The organism is Rhodococcus sp. Leaf247 (assembly GCF_001426185.1).
Lineage (GTDB): Bacteria > Actinomycetota > Actinomycetes > Mycobacteriales > Mycobacteriaceae > Rhodococcoides.
Genome location: NZ_LMRP01000001.1, coordinates 1,522,773 through 1,537,255, shown reverse-complemented (window position 1 = coordinate 1,537,255; position 14,483 = coordinate 1,522,773). Strand labels below are relative to the sequence as shown.

The 14,483-nt window shown below is 67.2% G+C and carries 14 protein-coding genes; 6 read left to right on the top strand and 8 right to left on the bottom strand.

Features of this window, described 5'->3' with window-relative positions; genetic code table 11:
- The first annotated feature begins 4 nt into the window (after positions 1-4).
- Together ASG64_RS07135 and ASG64_RS07130 are read left to right on the top strand one after the other, a co-directional pair.
- Entirely contained in the window at positions 5-1,657 is a 1,653-nt protein-coding gene (locus ASG64_RS07135; RefSeq protein ID WP_056071516.1) for an FAD-dependent oxidoreductase, read from the top strand.
- Positions 1,658-1,671: 14 nt separating this feature from the next.
- Entirely contained in the window at positions 1,672-2,373 is a 702-nt protein-coding gene (locus ASG64_RS07130) for a TetR/AcrR family transcriptional regulator (protein ID WP_056071513.1), read from the top strand.
- Between the two features lie 49 nt (positions 2,374-2,422).
- Here the strand turns inward: ASG64_RS07130 and ASG64_RS07125 are convergent, their stop codons facing one another.
- Positions 2,423-2,779 (bottom strand): hypothetical protein, encoded by a 357-nt coding sequence (locus tag ASG64_RS07125; RefSeq protein WP_056071511.1) that lies wholly within the window; start codon positions 2,777-2,779, stop codon positions 2,423-2,425.
- A 76-nt stretch (positions 2,780-2,855) separates the two neighbouring features.
- On the opposite strand from ASG64_RS07125, the gene ASG64_RS07120 reads away from it, so the two are divergent.
- From ASG64_RS07120 to ASG64_RS07110, 3 genes are all read left to right on the top strand, one after another.
- Positions 2,856-3,359: a hypothetical protein gene (locus ASG64_RS07120; RefSeq protein WP_056071508.1), complete on the top strand. Its 504-nt coding sequence runs from the start codon at positions 2,856-2,858 to the stop codon at positions 3,357-3,359.
- Positions 3,352-3,999 (top strand): DUF6226 family protein, encoded by a 648-nt coding sequence (locus ASG64_RS22035; RefSeq protein WP_235579513.1) that lies wholly within the window; start codon positions 3,352-3,354, stop codon positions 3,997-3,999. Before ASG64_RS07120 ends, ASG64_RS22035 begins: the two co-directional genes overlap by 8 nt.
- 73 nt (positions 4,000-4,072) lie before the next feature.
- Positions 4,073-4,912, top strand: coding sequence for a DUF72 domain-containing protein (locus tag ASG64_RS07110; RefSeq protein WP_056071501.1), 840 nt, complete (start codon positions 4,073-4,075; stop codon positions 4,910-4,912).
- On the opposite strand, the gene ASG64_RS07105 is transcribed toward ASG64_RS07110, so the two are convergent.
- Positions 4,879-6,318 carry an HNH endonuclease signature motif containing protein gene (locus ASG64_RS07105; protein ID WP_056071498.1) on the bottom strand — a complete coding sequence of 480 codons (1,440 nt, stop codon included), beginning with the start codon at positions 6,316-6,318 and terminating at the stop codon, positions 4,879-4,881. The two genes, ASG64_RS07110 and ASG64_RS07105, sit on opposite strands and share 34 nt — an antisense overlap.
- A 469-nt stretch (positions 6,319-6,787) precedes the next feature.
- Between ASG64_RS07105 and ASG64_RS21525 the strand changes: the two genes are divergently transcribed.
- A complete protein-coding gene (locus ASG64_RS21525) occupies positions 6,788-6,958 on the top strand; it encodes a hypothetical protein (protein ID WP_156388280.1) in 171 nt (56 codons plus the stop codon).
- A gap of 11 nt (positions 6,959-6,969) precedes the next feature.
- On the opposite strand, the gene ASG64_RS07100 is transcribed toward ASG64_RS21525, so the two are convergent.
- From ASG64_RS07100 to ASG64_RS07075, 6 genes are read right to left on the bottom strand one after another with little or no spacing between them, the layout of a single operon-like run.
- A complete protein-coding gene (locus ASG64_RS07100; protein ID WP_162245371.1) occupies positions 6,970-8,448 on the bottom strand; it encodes a cellulase family glycosylhydrolase in 1,479 nt (492 codons plus the stop codon).
- Complete coding sequence (locus ASG64_RS07095; RefSeq protein WP_056071492.1) at positions 8,445-9,674, bottom strand: acyltransferase family protein; 1,230 nt, start codon at positions 9,672-9,674, stop codon at positions 8,445-8,447. The genes ASG64_RS07100 and ASG64_RS07095 overlap by 4 nt, the downstream gene beginning before the upstream one ends.
- Positions 9,671-11,071 carry an O-antigen ligase family protein gene (locus tag ASG64_RS07090; RefSeq protein ID WP_162245370.1) on the bottom strand — a complete coding sequence of 467 codons (1,401 nt, stop codon included), beginning with the start codon at positions 11,069-11,071 and terminating at the stop codon, positions 9,671-9,673. Before ASG64_RS07090 ends, ASG64_RS07095 begins: the two co-directional genes overlap by 4 nt.
- Positions 11,068-12,180 carry a glycosyltransferase gene (locus tag ASG64_RS07085; RefSeq protein ID WP_056071485.1) on the bottom strand — a complete coding sequence of 371 codons (1,113 nt, stop codon included), beginning with the start codon at positions 12,178-12,180 and terminating at the stop codon, positions 11,068-11,070. The genes ASG64_RS07090 and ASG64_RS07085 overlap by 4 nt, the downstream gene beginning before the upstream one ends.
- Positions 12,177-13,358, bottom strand: coding sequence for a hypothetical protein (locus ASG64_RS07080; protein ID WP_056071482.1), 1,182 nt, complete (start codon positions 13,356-13,358; stop codon positions 12,177-12,179). Before ASG64_RS07080 ends, ASG64_RS07085 begins: the two co-directional genes overlap by 4 nt.
- Complete coding sequence (locus tag ASG64_RS07075) at positions 13,355-14,464, bottom strand: glycosyltransferase family 1 protein (protein ID WP_056071480.1); 1,110 nt, start codon at positions 14,462-14,464, stop codon at positions 13,355-13,357. Before ASG64_RS07075 ends, ASG64_RS07080 begins: the two co-directional genes overlap by 4 nt.
- Between the last annotated feature and the right edge of the window lie 19 nt (positions 14,465-14,483).

The following is a 14,483-nucleotide window of genomic DNA, read 5'->3' as shown; positions in this document are numbered from 1 at the left end:
TTCGATGCCCCACGTCGTCACCGGGACGTGCTGCGCCGACGCGTCCTGCGTCCTCGCGTGCCCGGTCAACTGCATCCACCCCGCACCGGGCGAGCCCGGGTTCGGGACCACCGACATGCTGTTCATCGATCCGGCGACGTGCGTGGGGTGCAGTGCCTGTGTGACGGCGTGCCCGGTGGGCGCGATCGTTCCCGACACGAAGCTGACGATCGCGACAGCTCCGTACGCCGCCCTCAATGCGGAGTACTTCGAGAGGATGCCGCACGCCGATCGCACACCGCTGGCTCTCGTTGCGCCGCAACGACGTCTGCGCCGCGGCGGTCCGTTCCGCGTCGCGGTGATCGGTGCCGGTCCGGCCGGGTTGTACACCGCGGACGAGCTGCTCAAGCATCCCGAGGTGGCGTCGGTGGACGTCTACGACAAGCTGAATACTCCGCACGGTCTGGTGCGGCACGGCGTCGCGCCCGACCACGCGACCACCAAGAAGGTCACCGATCTCTTCGAGGCGATCGAGAACGAGCCGGGTTTCCGGTACGTGCTGGGAGCAGAAGTAGGATCCGATATCACTGTGGCGCAACTGCAGTCGGTCTATCACGCCGTCGTGTTCGCCGTCGGCGCATCGTCCGATCGCGTGCTGGGGATCCCCGGCGAGGGGCTGACGGGTTCGGTCGCCGCGACCGACGTCGTCGGCTGGTACAACGGCCATCCCGATCACCGGGACGCCGCCGTCACGCTCGATCACGAGCGCGCTGTCGTGGTCGGTAACGGCAACGTCGCCCTCGACGTCGCGCGCATGCTCACCCGCGACCCCGAATGGCTCTCGGAGAGAACGGACATCGCGCCGCACGCTCTCGATCAGCTCAGGAACTCGGGGATCCATGAGGTACAGATTCTTGGTCGACGCGGACCGGCCGACGCGGCCTTCACCGTGCCCGAGCTGATGGGTCTCGCAGCGCTCACCGATGTCGACGTCGTCGTCGAAGCGGACCCGGCGCAGCTGCAGGGTGACGATCAGCGGAGTCGCCTGCTCGCCGAACTGGCTGCTCGACCGCACTCGACGGATCCCACGCGTCGCCGCATCGTGCTGACGTTCGCGGTGTCGCCGGTGGAGATTCTGGGCGAGGACGGCCGGGTGACCGGCGTCCGCGTCGCGCGGAACGACCTCGTCGAGGGTGTCGACGGTTCCGTCGTCGCCGTCCCGAGGTCGGAGGAGTACGTCCTCGACGCCGGCCTGGTAGTGCGATCGGTCGGCTTCCGCGGCGTCGGTCTGCCCGGGCTCCCGTTCGACGAGCGCACGGGCACCGTCCCCAACGATCACGGGCGGGTGGCGCCGGGTGTGTTCGTCGTCGGGTGGATCAAGCGTGGACCGCGCGGCTTCATCGGCACGAACAAGACCTGCGCGCAGGAGACGGTGGAGGCAGTGCTCGACCACCTGGACTCCGACATCGCCGATCCACACCACACGCCCGACGAGCTCATCGCGGCGACGACCCCGCGGGCGGGTGACCTGGCATCGTGGCGCCGGCTGGATGCGGAGGAGCTCGCGCTCGGTCGACGCGCAGGCCGTCCGCGCGTGAAGATCGTCGATCGGCTCGAACAGGAGGCCGTCGCGGCACGCGTGAAGGTCAGGGCACCGCGGAGACTGCTGCGTACGTGAGATGCTTCGGTGCAATGAGCACCGAGCGCACTGCCTCCGGTGACGGCCGGAGGCGACGGTGGGAGCAGCACAACGCCGACCGTCGCCGTCAGGTGATCGCCGCTGCCCTCGACGTGCTCGAGCGGGGCGTGAATCCGGGGGAGTGGATCACGGCGCAGCAGATCGCCGACGAGGCGCGCATCCACCGCACCGGCATCTACCGCTACTTCGCCGACCGCGCTGACCTCGACGTCGCCATCCAGCGCACCATCTGCGAGCAGCTGGAACAGACCCTGACCGCGTCGGTGACGCTCGAGGGTCTGCCGCGCTCGGTGGTGCAGCGTGTCGTCGATTCCTACGTGCGTTGGGTGGTGGCCCATCCCACCTGGACATACGTCGTCGAACAGAACGTCACCGGCTCCTCGGAGTCGCCTCTGCAGAGCACGATCGCCCGCGTCGCCCAGAAGATCGAGGTGGCCGTCGGCGGCTTCCTGGCCCTCGTCGGCGCGGACCTGGGTGACGACGACCTTCGCTTGGTCGGACCCTGGGTGTCGAGCCTCATCTCCGGCTGCGTCGGGGCCGTGAGAACCTGGCGCACACAGGAGGATTCGGTCGGCCTCGACACCTTCTCCGCATTCCTCGCCGACACCATCTGGCTGCAGATCACCGGCCTCGGCGCATCCCGCGGCATCACGATCCCGGACGTGCCGCTCGAGCGGGTTCTGGACGGCCCCTGATCTCTGGCGTCATGGTGGCTTCCACGCTCCCGTCCACCGCACGGGTCGGTCACTGCCCGTAGGTGAATCGCAGGTTCGCGTTGATCAGCCTGTCGATGCGCTTACGCAAAGTCCGAACGACGTCGTCATCGGGGTGCGGTTGATCGAGTAACAACGTCCATCGAAGACTCGTCCCAGTGCCGTCCTCCGCCAGGTCGAAGCGAATGAGGGCACCGGGTCTCGCCGGCCAGAGCGACGACCACACGACGAGCGACGGAGCTTCGGACTCGACGACACGCGGGAGCGTCTCATCGTCGAGCAGGTGCAACCACGGCCGTATGGTCTCGCGTCCGGGATTGACGAGATCGTCGAAGACGACATGACGGGGCGGCGGCTGGTTCTTCCGCCGGGTCACCACCTCGTCCATGCACCGAACCGTACGGTGTCGACGAGATCATGAAAAACAATTATTCGAGCACCGGAATGCTTGCCACACTGGACCGATGTGGGGCCATGATCTCGAGTACGTCGATGAGTGGACGCTGCCGTTGCTCCCCGAATCCGGAACGGGTGCGCCTACCCAGATGGTCGACGCGTGTTTCGCGGTGGGGTCGGACCTGCACTGGCGCCGGTCCGGTGCCCACCTGGACCTCGACCGACTTCGATGGACCCTCTCGCTGCACGAGACGGGTGTCGTCGGACTCGGAGTGAACTCCAGCGGCCCTCGCCGAAGAGTAAAGGTGACCAGCGTCGACGAGAGGACCGTCGGTATCTCGCTCTACACGGTTGCGCTGCACATGGATCTGTCCCTCGCGGAGGCGACCGTGGTCATCGCTGACATCGTGCAGACCGAACTCGCGGGGTACCCGCCGTGGGTCGAGTGGCCCGTCGAAGAGAAGCGTCTGCTGTGGCCGACGGTCGTCGACGGGGAAGCAGTATGGCGCGATCCCCGCACCGATCGGGAGATAGCACCGATCGGACTGCTCGCAGCGAGAGAGGATGACTGACGTGACGTCGTACGTACGACCGACGATCGACGAGCAGGTCTTCCGTGACTCCGACGGTCGGAGAATCGACTACGGGAACCTGTGGGCAGACTCTCCCCCGGAGAGCGCCTATTCCGTGACCGAACACCCGGAACGCTATGCGCCCCTTCACACCGTTGCCGACGCCCTCATCGAACACATACGCGTAACCTACGACGTCGAGATCGACGAGGGACCGGAGGCGGCCGCGGAGTTGGTTCGCCCGCATCGCGATGCGACCCGTGCTGTTCGGATCAGACCTAACGATTCGACCTGCGCGACACTGACATTCGTATTCACGTCGTACCCTGGGATCGGGATGCACGCTGGTCTGCTGCACGACTTCTACTTCCCGAGCTGCGGGTGCGACGCCTGCGACTCGACGTGGCAGGAGGAAGCCGATCTCCTCGAGCGTCAGGTGTTCGCGGTCGTCACCGGCAACTACCGCGAGAAAGTCGAACGCGGTAACCGTCTGTGGGTCGAGCACTCATTCACCTACCCGGGCGGCGGGAACTCGGGGAAGTCCGGCGCCGGAGGTATCCCCGCAGCACGTATCGACGCCGCGGACCGCATTCTCAGTGCACTTCCTGGCGGCTGGGCCGCCTGGCCGCCGCGACCGTGATCGCATCAGGCCCATGTGTCGCGGCCCGGCATGCGGGTAACTGCTGACGACGGCACAAGGACGGAGGTAGTCGATGGAACTTCGTATCGGCATCTCCGGCTGGCGTTACGCGGGCTGGCGGGGCGACTTCTACCCTGCGGGGCTGGCCCAGCGCCGCGAGCTGGAGTACGCCTCGCGTGCCCTGACCTCCATCGAGATCAACGGCTCGTTCTACTCCCTGCAGCGGCCGTCAAGCTATCAGCGGTGGCGTGCAGAAACGCCGGACTGGTTCGTGTTCGCGGTGAAGGGGCCGCGCTTCGTCACCCACATGAAGAAGCTTGTAGGAGTGGACGCCGCGCTGGGCAACTTCTTCGCGTCGGGTGTTCTCGCGCTGGGGCCACGGCTCGGGCCGATCCTGTGGCAGCTGCCGGCTACCTTTCGTTTCGACGCCACCAGGATGGCCGACTTCTTCGCGTTGCTGCCGCGGTCGACGACGGAGGCAGCCCGGCTGGGGGAGAAGCACGACGACAAGCTCGCCGACGACCGGGTGTTTCTCGACGTCGACGAGGATCGTCCGCTGCGGCACTGTCTCGAGGTGCGGCACCCGAGCTTCGACTCACCCGAGGCGTACGAGCTCATGCGCGCACACGACATCGGCTGTGTGGTCGCTGATTCGGCCGGAAAGTTCCCGATGCTCACCGAGGTGACGAGCGACGTGGTCTACGTCCGGCTGCACGGCGACACCGAGCTGTACACGAGCGGGTACTCCGACGATGCGCTCGGCCGGTGGGGCGAGCGCATCGGAGAGTGGCGCGCAGCGAAGCGAGACGTGTACGTCTACTTCGACAACGATGCGAAGGGCTTCGCGCCGTGGGATGCGTTGCGGCTCATCGAGATGACTCACGCGGCTGGCTCGTCGTCCTCCCACAGATAGTCCTGTGGATGGTGATAGTGGTTCACCCGGCCTGTCCTTGACGGGTCGATGAGGGCAGGCGGGTGCCACAGAGTGCGCCCGGCGTAGGGGTGACCTGGTGGCGCTGTGGTGGTGGACCATCCGAGTGCGCCGTCGTTGATCATCGGATGGTGCATGTCGCACACGAAGGTGAGCGATTCGATGTCGGTCGGCCCGCCGTCCTGCCACTCGTGGATGTGGTGCGCCTGTGTTGCGACGGCGGGGCGATCGCATCCCGGTGCGGTGCACCCGCGGTCGGTGGCCATGAGGACGAGGCGCTGATCTTCGCTGGCGATGCGGCGGGTGCGGCCGAAGTGCAGTGGCCTGCCGTCGTCGTCGCCGAAGACCGCGAGGTAGTGGTCGGCGTGCGACCCCATGCGGATGACGTCTCGAATCGACACGGTGGAACCCGTTGCGGTGGTGGCGAGTCCGGTGCCGCGCAGCAGGTCTTCGAGCCTGGCGACGATGATGACCTTGACCGGCACGCCGCGATGCTTGCCGAGATCGTCGGAGGCCAGTGTGTCGCGCAGGAGCAGCTTCAGGGCGTCGTGCCTGCGTTGCGGTGTGGTCCGGGTGTCGCGCCGGCGGGTCTCGTCGTCCGGGTCCGTGCCGACGACGGGCGCACGCGTGTCCTCGGGATTCCCCACTCCGCGCGCCGCGTACTTGCTGTTGTAGGCGTCCATGTACGCCGCGGTCTCGGAATCGAGAACGAACCTGCCGGTGCGCATGCCGTCGCTGCCCTGCTTGTTCATGAAGATGCCGCGCTTACGCACGCGCTCCGGTGGCAGCTCGAACTCGCCTTCCTCGACGATGTGCGCGGTGAGGCGCTCGGCGAGTGCGGTGAGCTCCGCAGGACGGACCTCGCGCGCCGCAGTGGCCAGGTGCCGCTCAGCGTGAGCGCGGGTGTCGGCGTCCACAGCGGCGGGGAGGTTCTTGTCGAACTTCCGGATGACCGTCACGTGAGCCGGGTCGATGGCGCCTTCACGCAGCGCTGCGGCTGTGGTGGGTAGCTCCGGTTCCATGACGTCACCGAGCAGTGTGGTCCTGTTACCGAGCTGTGCGGCGAGGGCCAGGCGCGTCGAGGCGGCCGAGCGGTCGATGGTGAGGAGCAGTGCCAGGGCATCGGCATTGCGTGCTCCGGTCTCCTCGAAGCCGCGCTGCTGCTCGAGCTCCGCCAGCCACACGTGGGCCTGGCCCAGACGGGCACGCGTCACCTTCTCGTCCCGCACCAGGAGAGCGAGACGGTCCGCCGTGTCGAGGTGCTGTGTGCCGTACGCCGCGATGCGACGCGTCAGCTCCTCCTGCTCGGCGATGAGCTGTGCGAGAACGGGGTCGCCGATGGAGCCGTCGTCACGACGACCGTCCCCTGCGTTTCCCCCCGAAAACATGACTTACGGTACCGCGACTCACCGACAAAATCGAACACACGTTCGATCTGCCTACATGCGCGCAATGTCAGAGCAAGCCGTGACTCACGCACAAGCCCAGCAGGACCAGAAAAGCGACAAAACTGATACCGACGGAACTGACTTGTCCGAGCGTCGGTTTATCGGGCGCAACAATGCGCGAGCGTCTCTTGGCCATGCGGAAAGTATGGCCAGCCGCTGTTTCTGCTGCAAGTCATTCGGCTACCCGTCCGCAGAGCAGGCAGCGCCGAATCAAGGATGAACGCGGTCTGAACAGCGCCGACCGCCAGAACCGGCCTCGACTCCGTCGTGCAACCGAATGACAGGCTCTGCGCAGCAGACGGCCGCCCTAGTCTCCCGTGGTGGCGCTTCCGCGCGCCGTAAAAAACGTTCTTGATGGTTTTATTGCCATTTTCGTTGCAATTCCTGGTTCCGGTGTCACACTCGTGTGATGTGGTGGATCGTCTACGGCATCGGCGCCGTCTGGGTTGTTGCAGCCCTGGTCGCCAGCGTCATCATGGGCCGAGCCATTCACAATGCGGACATAGAGGACGGCGCTCGCATTCTGCGCGAGGACACGCCTGTGAACCCTCTTCTCAGGAAGCCGGCCACGCTGGAATAGCGGCGGCGATCTCACCGATCCCGAACGACCACTGCCCCGTCGATCGGCGTCCACAGGATGCGGCCGAACTCGAAGTCCACGACGCGCTGACCGTCGGGCGTCTCGTACTCCCCGGTGACCGGGAACCCGAGGTCGGGCCGCCACCGATCGAGGATCGCGCCGACGACGGCCCACGTCCCGAACTGCGGGTGAGAGAACACGCGGAACCCGCCATCGGCGAGCAGATCCTGGTACCCGTCGCGGAACGGGCCTGCCGGAACGAGCCCGGTGGTGCGGGCGATATCCGCGACCGCCGGCGGTGAGGTGAGCCAGCCGCCCGCAGTCGAATACAGGCTGCCCCGCGCGTACTGGCGGCCCGCGCCGGCGGAGAGGGCGAAGACCGGACCCAGGGGGTCGCCGAGGTCGGGTGTCGCGGCGGCATCGAACCGGTTCGCGACGTCGCGGTTCGGCAGGCCCGCTGCCGCGAGCGCGGCCAACTGCCCGTAGACGGGTTTGGGTACGAAGGCGTCGTCGAGCACGCCGAAGCGAGCCTCGGAATCGGCGGACGCGCTGTCGCCGTCGCGGACGGTATAGATGTAGAACGGCCCGCCGTACGGCACCTCGCCCCACTGCTGGGCGGAGTCCACGATGAGCCGCGCCTGCGTGTCCGCGTCCACGCCGGTGTCGGGTGCGCCGTACTCGGTGATCCAGATGCTTGCCGACGCGTCCCCGCGCTCCACCATCGTCTGCCGCATCCTGATGATCTGCTGCACAGCGGAATTGGGGTACAGGCCGGCATCCGCGAGGGTGGTTCCGTAGTCGTACGCGTGGTAGGACAGCGCGTGGAACGACCCGGCCGCACCGGCGTCGTACATGCCCACGAGGAAGTCGTGAGAGTCGACACGGCCGTCGGCGGTGTCCGTGTTGCCCAGTGCCCCGGCCACGACGACGGCGTCGGGGTCCGCGGCGGTGACGGTGGTGAAAGCCGATCGCAGCATCGCGGTGTAGCGGACGGGGTCGGGGTTCGGCCAGAAGAACAGTCGACCGTTCGGCTCGTTCCAGATCTCGTAGGACGACACCCTGCCGCGGTAGCGCTCGGCGACGACGCCGGCGAAGGCTCCGTACTCCTGAGGGTTCCGGGGAGCCGCTGCGGGCAGGTCGGAGAACCCGATGGCCGCCCAGGCCGGTGTCGTGGTCAGCGTGGCCACCACGTCCAGGCCGGCCGCCCTGGCGGCATCGACCACCCGATCGGAGGGTCGCCAGTCGTACTGTCCACGAACAGGTTCGGCGAAGCGCCACGACACGTCGATGCGCACCGACGTCGCGCCGCCGTCACGGACCGCGGCCATCGTGCGGGTCACGTCGGCGTCGTCGGCCCACAGGATGGACGCGCCGGTGGAGTAGCCGAGCACACGACGCGACGCTGCGGCCGGGACAGTGACGGTCCGGTCCTGCGCACACCCCGCGGCGACCGCGGCCGCGGCGAGCACGAGGAAGCCCCGTCGGTTCACGCGGTGCGTCCGGCCCGCCACCGCATCATCGGTCGTTCCACGAGGTAGTAGGTCAGCGACCCGAGGATCACCGTGATGGACATGACCAGCACGAGTCCCCACAGCAGGCCGAGGGCCGTGGGCGGGATGGGAACGCCGGCACGGCCCACCAGGACGAGGACCGGGTAGTGCCACAGATACGAGGACAGCGAGACCATGCCCAGGTATTTGAGGGGTGCCCAGTCGGTCAACCTCGCGAGCCGGGAGTCCTCGCCGCGGCCGAGCGGCGCGACGATCGAGAGAATGAAGGCACACGACGCGATCGCGAACACCGATGCGGTGTAGCGAGATCCGAGTGCGAACACCAGCATCGAGGCCGATGTCGCGAGGATGGTGATGCTGATGAGAACTGCCGACAGTCGCGGCGTCGACAAGCGTGAGAAGGCTCCTCGGGCAATCGCGGCGTAGACGACGGCCGCCACCATGCCCCACGCAAAGTTGTCGGCGAGTGCGAGGAAGCTGCGGGAGAACACCGCGATCCAGTTGGGTCCCCAGTACTGCTCGAGCGGCGGGAGACCACTCGCGTGCTGCAGCCGGCCGACCACGGTGTTCGCGATCAGTCCGAGCGCGATGAGCGCCCCCGCCGGTATCAGCGCCGTGACGAAGGGGTGACGGCCTCCGCGGCCGAACCGGAACAGCAGGAAGCCGGCGAGCGGGAGTACGAGGTAGAAACCCCACTCCGTGCTCAGCGACCAGGCGGGGTTGATGCCGGTCTGCAGGGTGCTCGGGAAGTACGACTGCGTCAGGGTCAGGTGGGCGAGCAGGGGGAGAGGCGCGGTGATGGTGCCGGTGCCGTTGTCGGAATGGTCCCACCCGTTCGTCACCGGATTGACGACGTAGCCCGCGCCGAGTACGAAGTTCACGATCAGGAAGATGACGATGTAGGCGGGGAACACTCGTCGGATGCGAGCGGCGAAGTAGCGCTTCGTGTTCGGATACGCCGCACCGTTGGCGAAGCGCGTGACGTAGGGCAGGTACAGGAGGAAACCGGACAGCGCGAAGAAGAACGTGAGGGCCTGGCCGAGGAAGTCGATGCGTGTCGACTCGACGATGTTCGGGGCGTACACGACGGACACGTGGGCGAGGACGACGCAGATCGCGGCGATACCGCGGGGGCCTTCCAGCCCGGCGATCCAGGCCTTGCGCTGAGTCGGTGGTGCGGTGACGGGAGCGGGGGTATCGGTCACCGCGGAACCTCCTGCAGTCGGGCATGGTCGGGTTCGACGGCGGTGTCGTCCGGAGTGGGTGTCGGGTTGGCGGCCAGCATGGCCAGCAGGACCGAGAACATCATGGTGACCACCGGGTTGGTGACCACCGGGAAGTCGAGTTGCAAGGCCACGAGCGTGAATCCGACGAAGGCCGCACCGATCACACCGGACTGCCAGTGGGTGCTCGCTCGCAGATGCCGGTAGGCAGCCACCACCCCCACCACGAGGAGAACGAGGAAGGCGACCCCGACAAAGATGCCTCCGCGGTAGAGCGTCAGCAGCGGCGTGTTGGCGACGTAGTTGGCGTTGTAGCCGGCGACCTCGTCGATCAATTCGATCGCGCCCCATCCTCGGCCGAACAACCAGTGACCGTCCATCGACGGCAGGAAGTCGTGGAATGCCCTCGCCCTGTCGCTGGTGCCTCGATCGGAGGAACCGAAGCTGTTGAGAAAGCGACTATTGACGGCCGGGACGGCCAGCGCGACGGCGGTTCCTGCCAGTGTCGCGACGACGACCATGGCTCGCGTCAGGGCGGTCAGGCGCTGGAACGCCAGGAAGACGGCGAGCGCCACGATCGCCGACAGGATGGCCGACCGCGACAGTGTGGCTATCAGGGCAAGCCCGATGATGCTGCCGGACAGCACGAGTACCCATCCGCGCGTGAGTGCCAGCGCGAGGGTGAGGCCGAGGAACAGGAAGATGCCGGCGACGTTCGGGTCCACGTACGTGCCGGCCAGGCGGGTGATGGATGCTCCGTCCACCTGGAACGACCGCAGTGTCGTACCGGTCGCGCCGGTGGCCCCGTACCCGATGGGCGAAAGGATCCCGATCAGGGAGCCGGTGCGATCGACGAACACGAGGAGGAGCGAAAAGCCGCCGCCGACAACCGCTCCGCAGACGTAGGCGAGCCCGAAACGACGGAGATCGGTGGCGCCTAGACGCAGGAGCGGGAACATCACCGACGTCGCGACCACCCACTTGAGGAATTCCGTGACATGCACACTGCTCGCTGCACTCTCGGTGACGGACGCGAGTGAGACGAGCAGGAGGAGAGCTACCGACACGTCGAGAGTCCGGATACGCCAGTTCGGAGGTGGATGGGTGAGCACCGCTGCCCACACCGCCACCGCGAGCAGCAGAACGGCGGGACCGGCGCCCGGGATCACGGCGAACGGGATGCCGCCGAGCGTGAATGCCAATGCTGCGTAGACGATACGAGGCGATGCCAGGGTCACCGTCATACCGACCACCATGCCGATGACGGCGATCGCCAGCAGGCGTGCCGCGGTGGTGCTCGCTCCGGACAGCAGCCCCACCGCCACGGCCACGACGGCTCCGAGAAGTCCCACGAGCAGGGACGCCGTGCGGGGACTCACGGTGCCAACCACTCCTGCACCGCACGGTGCGGTGCGCCGTCGTTCCATCGATCGGAGTTGGTGCGGTACAGGGCGTCACCGTCGGATACCGCCGCGGAGCGATCCAGGAGGTAACGGCGGCAGCGCTGGACGAACTCGTGCTTGTCGTCGATGCCGTCGATACCCAGAACGGGTCCGAGGGATCCGACGGCGGCACTGGTGCCGACGACGGGCATGCCGCGGCTGGCAGCGTCGAGAATCTTCACCCGGACGCCGCCGCCGGTGACGATGGGCGCGACCATGGCGCGGCACGTCGAGAGGAACGCGCCCAGATCGTCGACGAAGCCCATGTCCTTCACACCGGCGGGCAGCGGTAAGGCCTTGCCGGGCCCCGGTGAGCCCACGATTCGGAGCTCCGCACCGTCGATGCCGTGAGCGATGTCCGGCCACCACGTCAGCAGGCGCTCGTATGCCTCCTGGTTGGGTGACCACTGGCGATCACCCAGGAACACGAGGCGGGGGCCCGAGTCGCCGATGTCCACCTGCGCGACCGGCGGCAGGGTGAGATCGAGCCAGTGCGCACGGCGAACTCCGTGGTCGGAGTAGAACTGCGCTTCTTCCTCGTCGTAGGTGCCGACGGTGTACGCCTGGCGCGCGACACGTAACTCGTCCCGCACGATGCGGTGCGAGTCCACTCGACCCAGCATTCCCCGAGTCGCTTTCCACACCAACGTCTCCGACACGACGGTGCTGACAGCAAGGATGGGGTCGCCGTGCCGGCGGGTGTGGGCGCGGGAGGACTGCAGGAACGCTTCTGCCATGTAGCTGTGGTCCGCGACGACGATGTCGGAATCATCGTTGTCGACCGCCTGGACCAGCGGGTCCGACGTGAACCGGGTGTGGACGAGGCTGCGCCTGCTGCGCAGACTGCGGCCGACGAGATCGGTCACTCGCGGCGACGTCTTCGCGATCCGCACGACGCCGCACTCCTGCACCTCCGGTCTGCCGGACAGGCAGATGACGGTCACGTCGTACGAGCTGCGGGCCAGCGTCATCACGAGATTGGCCATCGTCAGGTCCCCGGTGGACTCGAACCCGGGGTCCTTCGCGAGCAGGAATGCCGCTTTCATCGAGCCACCTTGTCCTGGTGCGGTAGGTCTGTCGGCAGCGTCGTTGCTGTGCCGTGGACTGCGCGGTAGTAGACGATCAGGAGAGCCGCTTCGCACACCACGCAGGCCGCGGCGGCGCCGTATCCACCGAGCGGGCCGACCAGAAGAGCCAGGGCGGCGAGTTTCGCGAGGGCAACGGCAACAGTTGCTTTGACGCGGAAAGCGTCGCGCTTCTGGACGAACAGCACCACGATGAACGAGTGGTTGACGGCACGCGCGACGACGAAGAGCGACAGGATCAGAGCGATGTGCCCGGTGTAGTCGGCGCCGCCCCAGAGGAGGATTCCGATACCGATCGCGGCCATCGAACCACCCGTCAGCAGTCCGACCTTCACGACATCGCGGACGGCTGGTGCTCCTGATACGTGACCGCCCGCGGCTCGGATCTGTTCGAGGTACGTGTTGGCGTAGTTCTGGCCGATGGTCGAGACCGCCAGTGCGGCAACGAGTGCCACGGAGTAGTAGCCGGCGACCTCGTCACCGGCGACCCAGCCGATGACGACCACGTCGCCCTGCGCGTACAGCGCCGCGGCCAGAGCTTCGAAGGACAGCAGGGCGAATTCCTTGGGGCCACCCGGAAACGCGGGGACCTGGCCGGGGATGTAGCGCAAGCACGCGCCGACCACGACGAGGTAGGGGAGGACGTACAGCGCACCGGCCGTCGACAAGGACGGTGCCTGCGCGGCATAGAGATACGAGGCGCCGAGCCCGATGCTCGCGATCTGTCGGACTGCGTCGTAACGCATGGCGATGTCGGGTCGGCCTTCGCGGAGGAGGTGAGACTTGTACGTGTTGAAGAGAAGTTCGCCCGCGGCGACCATGACGGCGAATCCGACGACGAACGACATCGTGAAGCCGACGACACCGGCCACGGCGACGACTGCACCGAACAGCACTCGTGCGCACCGCTCCCGTCGGTACCGCACGTCGTCGAGCCGCAGGGACCGCACGAAGAACGCGTTGTCGATGCCCGCGTTGACGATGGCGGCGGTCGCCACCGCGATGGCGTACTGCCCGTAGGACCCGATACCGAGCTGGTGGATCAGCGCGAACGTCCAGCCGAGACCGACGAGTCGGCCGCTGTAGTTCCAGAACGACGCCACACCCGTGCGGAGGAGGTGGCTGTCGAGCGCTTTCATCGCGTCGAATATTCGGGTGTATCGACGTCTGCCAAGGCAGCCCACGCGTCGAGGAAGACTGCGGCGCATCGGTTCATGGCATCGGCACGACGGATTTCTGTCACCTCGCGACCGAGTCGGTCGAGGCTAGCGGTGTCCCGGACCACGTCCAGGACGGCGGCCGCGAGGTCGTCCACCCCGTCGACGCCGACGGCGCCACCTCGGCTGACCGTCTCGGCGAGTGCGCCCTCGGTGATGCACACGATCGGCGTGCCGTAGGCGAAGGATCGGGTGACGGCACTCGACGCCGGGTAGGCCTTGCCGTAGGGGTTGTGCTTCGAATAGGGCACCAGCAGCAGGCGGATGGATTCGAAGAAGCGGTCTTCGTCGGGTCCGTTGACCTCGCCGACCAGCGTCACACCGTCGACAGGGGGCAGGTCGGCCGTTCCGCGACCCGCTGCCCGGATGTCGATGTCGGCGTCCAGTTCCTCGCGGAGACGGCCGATCAGGTCGAAGCCCTTCCCTCGGTACACGTGGCCGAACAAGCCGACGGCCAGCGGGCGTTCGGCGGGTGGCGTCAGATCTGGGCGGGCGGGCACGAAGATGCGCGCCGCGATCGGTGTCGACTGCGGGAACTTCTCCCGGATGCTGTCGGCGCCCATCGTCGTCAGCGCGAAGACGGTACGGCCGCGCAGAACCCGGCGCTGTAGGACCGTCGTGACGGCGCGGAACGGGTAGTGAACGGCGTGGTGCAGCAGACGGTGACGCCCGACGAACTTGGTCTTGAACGGCCACCACACCGGGAACGGCGGATCGTGCACGGTCGCGGTGACGTTCACACCCCGGAGCAGGGACGCCCAGAACACCGACAGCGAGCCACCACTCTGCTCGACGTGCACCAGAGTGGGTCCGAGCTTCGCTGTCGACACGACCAGCTCACGGACCCGGCGGGCATGGGCGACGACCTCACGCACGGTCTCGGCGCCCTCGGTCTCGATGCGGTAATCGACGACGTCGAGAAAGTGAGGCGCTACCTCGGCGAGGAAGTCGTCGGCGTAGTCACCGACGCCGCTTCGACCGGCGGCCGGTGCGACGTAGATCAGCCGCGTGCGGGCGAGATCGACCACGGGGTGTCCCTCTCTGTAG

Bases quoted from the DNA above. Each gene is read 5' to 3' on its own strand.
- ASG64_RS07135 (WP_056071516.1), top strand. From the start codon at position 5: ATGCCCCACGTCGTCACCGGGACGTGCTGCGCCGACGCGTCCTGCGTC.
- ASG64_RS07130 (WP_056071513.1), top strand. From the start codon at position 1,672: ATGAGCACCGAGCGCACTGCCTCCGGTGACGGCCGGAGGCGACGGTGG.
- ASG64_RS07125 (WP_056071511.1), bottom strand. From the start codon at position 2,779: ATGGACGAGGTGGTGACCCGGCGGAAGAACCAGCCGCCGCCCCGTCAT.
- ASG64_RS07120 (WP_056071508.1), top strand. From the start codon at position 2,856: ATGTGGGGCCATGATCTCGAGTACGTCGATGAGTGGACGCTGCCGTTG.
- ASG64_RS22035 (WP_235579513.1), top strand. From the start codon at position 3,352: ATGACTGACGTGACGTCGTACGTACGACCGACGATCGACGAGCAGGTC.
- ASG64_RS07110 (WP_056071501.1), top strand. From the start codon at position 4,073: ATGGAACTTCGTATCGGCATCTCCGGCTGGCGTTACGCGGGCTGGCGG.
- ASG64_RS07105 (WP_056071498.1), bottom strand. From the start codon at position 6,318: ATGTTTTCGGGGGGAAACGCAGGGGACGGTCGTCGTGACGACGGCTCC.
- ASG64_RS21525 (WP_156388280.1), top strand. From the start codon at position 6,788: ATGTGGTGGATCGTCTACGGCATCGGCGCCGTCTGGGTTGTTGCAGCC.
- ASG64_RS07085 (WP_056071485.1), bottom strand. From the start codon at position 12,180: ATGAAAGCGGCATTCCTGCTCGCGAAGGACCCCGGGTTCGAGTCCACC.
- ASG64_RS07080 (WP_056071482.1), bottom strand. From the start codon at position 13,358: ATGAAAGCGCTCGACAGCCACCTCCTCCGCACGGGTGTGGCGTCGTTC.